The following is a 6,000-nucleotide window of genomic DNA, read 5'->3' as shown; positions in this document are numbered from 1 at the left end:
CAACGATGTCAATCTTTCAAGCTCACTAAGAAATTATTTGAATTATTTATTGAATATCGATTATTTACTATGCCTAATTTAGGCACTTATGAGGCTTTCTCTATTATCATTTAGGAGTAGTATAGCTTGCCTATTGCCTATAGCTAGCTTGCCTCTTGCCTATAGCTAGCTTGCCTATTGCCTTTTCTTAATCCAATCTATTTTGATTTGGGTTTAATGCCATGACAAAGAGTGCGATCGCTTTCATCGATTGCAGAATTGTGCTTGAGATAATCCCCTACCCAATCACAAGCCCGACCGAGAAGGTCATTGAAATCTAAACTTATATCCATATCCCACATAATCACATTGCCACTGGAGTCAGATGAAGCCAGCATTTTGCCATCGGGACTGAAACTGAGGCTAAAAACGCCATCATTATGTCCAATCAGAGTTTCAATTTCTTGCCCCTTCAAATTCCAGAGTTTAACCGTTTTGTCACCACTAGCCGAAGCAATCATCTTGCCATCTGGGCTGAAACTGACGCTAAACACCTTACCCTTATGCCCTTTGAGAGTTCGGATTTCTTTACCGTCTCTACTCCAAAGTTTAACCGTTTCGTCTTCACTACCAGAGACAAGCATCTGACTGTCGGGACTAAAACTGACAGTCCAAATCACATCATCATGACCTTTGAGGATGGTAGGAGTTAAGCAAAAAGGCAAAAAATTTGTGTTATGGTCTGATCCAACTGCTGGTTTTAAGTTTGCTGGTTTTAATTTTGCTGGTTTTAACTCACCATGACATAAGTTTCCCCGACGCCAAAGCTTAATAGTATTATCATCACTACCAGCAGCAATCATCAGACCATCGGGACTAAAATTAACACTTCTAACCCCAGCCCTCAGCTTTTTCAACCTTTGGCGTTCTCTTCCTTTAAAACTCCAAAGCTTGACAGCTTTATCCCAACTGCCAGATACAATAGTCTGACTGTCAGGGCTGAAACTAACGCTAAAGACTCCACCCTGATGCCCCTGGAGTGTTTGGATTTTTTTACCATCCTTACTCCAAAGTCTAACCCTACTATCCCGGCTACCTGTAGCAATAGTTTTGCCATCGGGGCTGAAACTAACACTAAACACTGCATCCCTGTGGCTGTCTAGAACTTTTGGGGTCAAACAAAAATCCATAAAATTGATAATTTGACTAGAGCTTCTCTCCCCTAATCCTTCCTTGCCACAGGTGTAATCTAAATGCCATAGCTTAGCAGTTTTATCGTCACTAGCACTAGCCAAAGTTTTGCCATCTGGGCTAAAACTAACACTCCAGACATTACTCCTATGACCCTTGAAGGTGCGAGGTGTTTTCGCATCTAAGCGCCAGAGTTTAATTGTTTTATCTTCACCAGCACTAGCCAGGGTCTTGCCATCTGGGCTAAAGCTAAGGTCATAAGCCCCAGCCTGATGCCCTCGCAAGGTTTGGAGTTCCGAGCCATCAAGGCTCCAGAGTTTAACGGTTTTATACCGACTAGCAGAGGCGAGGGTTTTGCCATCCGGGCTGAACCTGACGCTTCTGACTCCAGGGAATTTCTTTGGAAAAGTCTTCAGTTCCCGACCATCAAGGCTCCAGAGTTTAATAGTCTTATCCTCACTAGCAGAAGCAATCATCTTGCCTTGGGGTGAGAAACTGACGCTATAAACCTCAGCCTGATGCCCCTTGAACGTTGCAATACTTCTCCCGTCTAGGTGCCAGAGTTTGATAGTATTGTTACTTCCAGCAGAAGCCAGAATTTTGCCATCCGGACTAAAGCTGATGCTGCCATATCCAGGCGCAATCCCCTCCAAAGTTTGGAGTTGCTTGCCATTGAGGCTCCACAACTTGACAGTATTATCATTACTAGCCGTAGCCAGCATCCTGCCGTCCGGACTAAAACTCACGCTCCTCACTCCACGCTGATGTCCTTTAAAGGTTTGGAGGTTTTTCCCGTCTAAGCTCCACAGTTTGACCGTCTTATCCTGACTAGCTGTAGCAATAGTCTTGCCATCTGGGCTGAAACTAACATTCCAAACCGTAGCCTCATGTCCCTTCAAGGTTTGGAGTGGCTTACCCTTGCGGCTCCAAAGTTTGACAGTATGGTCTTTACTAGCAGAAGCAATCAGATTACCGTCAGGGCTAAAACTAACACTAGTAACCCAACTGTTATGGCCTACCAAACGGTTGTATTCTCTGACCCAAGACACTGCTCCGTGCAATGCTGTCCTAACCAGAGCCTCAGTTTCAGGTTTTACACTGCGTCTCTGTTTTTGCAGTTGCCGTGCAGCCCTGATTGCTTCGATCAGGGCATCAAATTCCTGATGTGATTCTCTCAGAGCCAGTGAATATCGACTCAGAGCATTAATGTGACCAACGCTTACCATTTCTGCTCGTTTCGATTGCATGAAAGCAACCAAGCCAAAGCCAACAGCTGCTGCAAATGCTGCACTCATCAAAGTAAGGGATAACCGTAAGATAACTAATCGACGCTTTTCCCGTTTTGTCAAAATCGATATGGCATCCCCACTTTTAGCAATATAGTCCTTGTGTAAAAGTATCGCAGTCGGCTGTTTATCATTGGTCTCGGCATTAAGCAACCATTGTTGGGCAATAGAAAATTCACTGCCACGCAACAGCAAATCCGTATCTTGGTTAGACTGCTCCCATTCCCTAGCTCGTTGCAACCATTTGGTGTGACTGCGCACATGCTCTCGGTCAGTATCAAGGGTTCTGACCAATTCACTGAAATTGGGATAAAAATCTCCTCGATGCCTGTTGAAATCAATCCACTGGATGCTAGCTAATCCAGGATGTAGCACTGTTGCTGGTACCTGTGTAGAAAGCACAGTCACAAACCGTTTATTTAATGTCTGAGCATACTCTACCTCCCCAGCACAGTAGGGTGAATTTACGGAAGCAGGGGAAATAATAAATAAGAAATTATCAGACTGTTCAATTCCCCGATATATTTCCTCCTGAAAATCACTGCCCGGAGGAATACTTTCTTGGTCAAACCAAGTAGTTTTACCCTGTAACTGCAATGCCTCATTTAACTTTCTAGCCAAATCTGAATCAGTACGGGAATAAGAAATAAAAACGTCTAGATAAGATTCATGCTGTTGATTCCTGCTAGCCGCAAGAAATTCTTCATGTAATCCTAGGGGTGGATGTTCCAGGCGTTGCCGATTTACTTTCAGCCAGTTTTCGTAATAGTTTAAATTGTGACCCCGCAATAAAATGCTAGAATTGCGGTTTTGGGTCAGCCATTTTAGGGCTTTTACTAACAAAAGCTTATGCTCTTCGTAATAGAGAGCATCTTGATTTAATTCTTTTAATAATTGAGCAGCCATGAAGCGATAGTTGGCTTCATTAGTATACTTAGTAAAATCTAGGAATTGTAAGGAGCGAATTTTTGGTGGTATTTGGTCGATATCCGTGTCTTCAATCAGTATAAATATAATACGTTTATTGTGCTCAAAGGCGTGTTCAAGTTCTTGCTGACAGTATTTTGATTGAATCGAATTGGTTGAAATTAAGTAAATGAGATTATCAGCTTCCTCGATTCCTTGGTTGATTGCCGCTTGGAAGTCTATACCGGTTTTAATATCCGTTTCAAGTTTCCAGATTGTGATTCCTTCCCGCATCATGGTTTTGGCAATTTTATCCTTTATCTCTTGATCTTTATCAGAATAAGATATAAACACTTGGGTCATTAAGTTATTGGCATTATTGGTGCTTTCACAAATAAACTCACAATGTAAATCCGTTGGCACACAAGGAGCCTGCTCTTTTTTAAACCGCACCTTTAACCAAGATTCAGCTTGAATCCGTTCTGATTGGATTAACAGGTGGTTAGTTTGTTGTTGATTTCTGTCCCACTCCAAAGCTTTAACTAAAAACCGAGTATGCTGTTCTACATAATCAGCATGCTTACGGATGGAATTCATTAATTGTTTAAAGGATGCTTCAAAATCGTTGATTTTATCTTGGAAATAAATCCAGTTAAGTTTACGGATAATCGTAGGAATTTTGTCCCGAGGGGATTTAACATGCACTAAAGGAATAATGCGTTTATTGTATTTAATAGCCAGTTCAATTTCTTTGAGGCAGTATTTTGAATTAACGGAATGGGGGGAAATGATAAAAATGAAGTTATGAGTTCTCTCAATGCCATTATCAATCTGATGCTGCCAATCTACAGCAGGCGGAATGTCTTTCTGGTCAAACCAGACCGTTAAGCCCAATTGTGTTAATCTAGCTTCAAGTTTAGTAGCAAAGGCTTTGCTGTCAGCACGTCCGTAGGAGATAAAGGCATCGAAAAATGTAGTCATTTGTCCAGGGGTGTAGGTGAGGAGATCTACTTAACACTACACTTGTAACACCCTGGATTTCGTAAATCGAGCAAGCTTGAAGAGTTGTCAGAGCGATGCAGAGGTGCGACCCGTGGCGAATTTAATTCGCCTACGGAAAACGCACCATTACGGTCTTGGGGGTTTCCCCGGAGACGAAACCTGATTACGTTGAGCCAAAATGGTTGGTAGGCTATGCAGATGCATGATTAAAACTTATTGATTAAGGCGAGCCTGTCTTACGGTAACTTCGGCGTAGCCGACGCTTCGCGAACAAACCACTCGCGCTTTGCATCAAGACAAGGAAATAGGGGCAACGGATGGGTAACGGATGGGTAACGGATATAGCCAATGGGGAGCAGCTAAAGAATAGTTAGGATTTAGGTGTCACCTCTGGTGCTCTGCCCATGGGCTAAATGCTCACCACAAGAAAGCCAGTCTGTCAAGCACGTAAATGATATTATAAATGATCTCATTTAGTATCGACTTTCTTAGACGGAGAGGTGTTTTTTTCCTCAGCCTCCGACTGCTCGGTTTCACCATAGAGTTCTGCTAGTGCATCATTCATCTCTTGCACCCAGCCTACATTTTCGCTTTGGATGGTTTTCTCTGTACTGATCACCAATAAGTCAAATTTATCCAATTTTTCCTGGTCTGAGAGACCATGCCACCAAGTGCTTATATCGTACAAATCATCAGCTGCTTGGTTGTAGGCAATCAGCGTTGTCTCAACCCGTTTCAATTCCAGGAAACTAGAAAATGCCGCAGCTAAGGCTGTAGTGACCGCCACCGAGGTGTCTTGACCCAGCGCTACCAGAAATGAACCCACACCGCCCAAGATATATACCCCCCACTGGTAGCCATGCAATTGTATATCAAGTTTCCTAGTTCGCTTTCGGTACCACTTAAACTGGTCTTCCACTCGCCAGACTAGGTAGTTTTCGGGGGTGAGGTCAGAAAACTTATCGTCTTGATGATGCTGTTGAGCTTCCTGATGTTTCTTGTCCTTGCTTTTCTTGTCTTTGCTTAAGGATGAGCGTTTTCTACGGGAAACTTCCCCCTCGTAGGGGCTAAAACTAGTGTGGTGAACTGTGGTTCCCTTTAGCCTTTGACTAATCACCTTGACCTTACGTGCCAGCTTAGCATCCCGCGAGGTGTTATCACTGTATTCCCCAACTTGCGCACGGTAACAGTAAATTTCCCTTTTAATTGCCTCGGCACTACCCCGTAACAGAATCCAATTGCCACCTTTGTCGAACTTAACTGCACCTGCTAGTAGTACACTGAGAGCAATTGGCACTAGTAGAAGAACGTAGTGAATTACTTTGACCGTCTGGTGTGACTCACCAAGGACGTCTACCAACTCTGAGTGGACCACAGCTAGCAAGGTAGCCAACACACTCAATACCAGAATTCCTATCCGCAGCAGGAAGAAACGTTTCTGAGCCGCTGTGGCATTTTTGCTATAGGTACGCTGACGTTCCCAAGCACGTTTGAGGGTTGGGCTTGGCCCAGGGGAGTATGTAGGCTCAACTTCTGACGTCATGGCAGTCTAAGCTGTTGTGCATTTAAACTGTATAAGCGCGTGAAATCACATAAAAAAGATAGATCTCAGTCCCCTTTTGCCAATAGCCATGCA

2 protein-coding genes are annotated in these 6,000 nt (G+C 43.5%); both read right to left on the bottom strand.

The genetic code is table 11. The annotated features are described in order from the left end of the window. Positions 1 to 197: 197 nt before the first annotated feature. The gene (locus tag F6K46_RS26920) at positions 198 to 4,343 is read right to left on the bottom strand and encodes a TIR domain-containing protein (protein ID WP_293061213.1); all 4,146 of its coding nucleotides are present in this window, start codon (positions 4,341 to 4,343) and stop codon (positions 198 to 200) included. Between the two features lie 490 nt (positions 4,344 to 4,833). Next, positions 4,834 to 5,907 carry a DUF4231 domain-containing protein gene (locus tag F6K46_RS26915; protein WP_293061211.1) on the bottom strand — a complete coding sequence of 358 codons (1,074 nt, stop codon included), beginning with the start codon at positions 5,905 to 5,907 and terminating at the stop codon, positions 4,834 to 4,836. Positions 5,908 to 6,000: the final 93 nt, after the last annotated feature.

Source organism: Moorena sp. SIO3E8, from assembly GCF_010692445.1.
Taxonomy (GTDB): domain Bacteria; phylum Cyanobacteriota; class Cyanobacteriia; order Cyanobacteriales; family Coleofasciculaceae; genus Moorena; species Moorena bouillonii.
The sequence above is the reverse complement of the archived record's forward strand: the minus strand, read 5'-3'. Positions and strand labels throughout refer to the sequence as shown.

What these genes read in the sequence shown, in the direction of transcription:
- F6K46_RS26920 (WP_293061213.1), bottom strand. Translation starts at nt 4,343, where the DNA reads ATGACTACATTTTTCGATGCCTTTATCTCCTACGGACGTGCTGACAGC.
- F6K46_RS26915 (WP_293061211.1), bottom strand. Translation starts at nt 5,907, where the DNA reads ATGACGTCAGAAGTTGAGCCTACATACTCCCCTGGGCCAAGCCCAACC.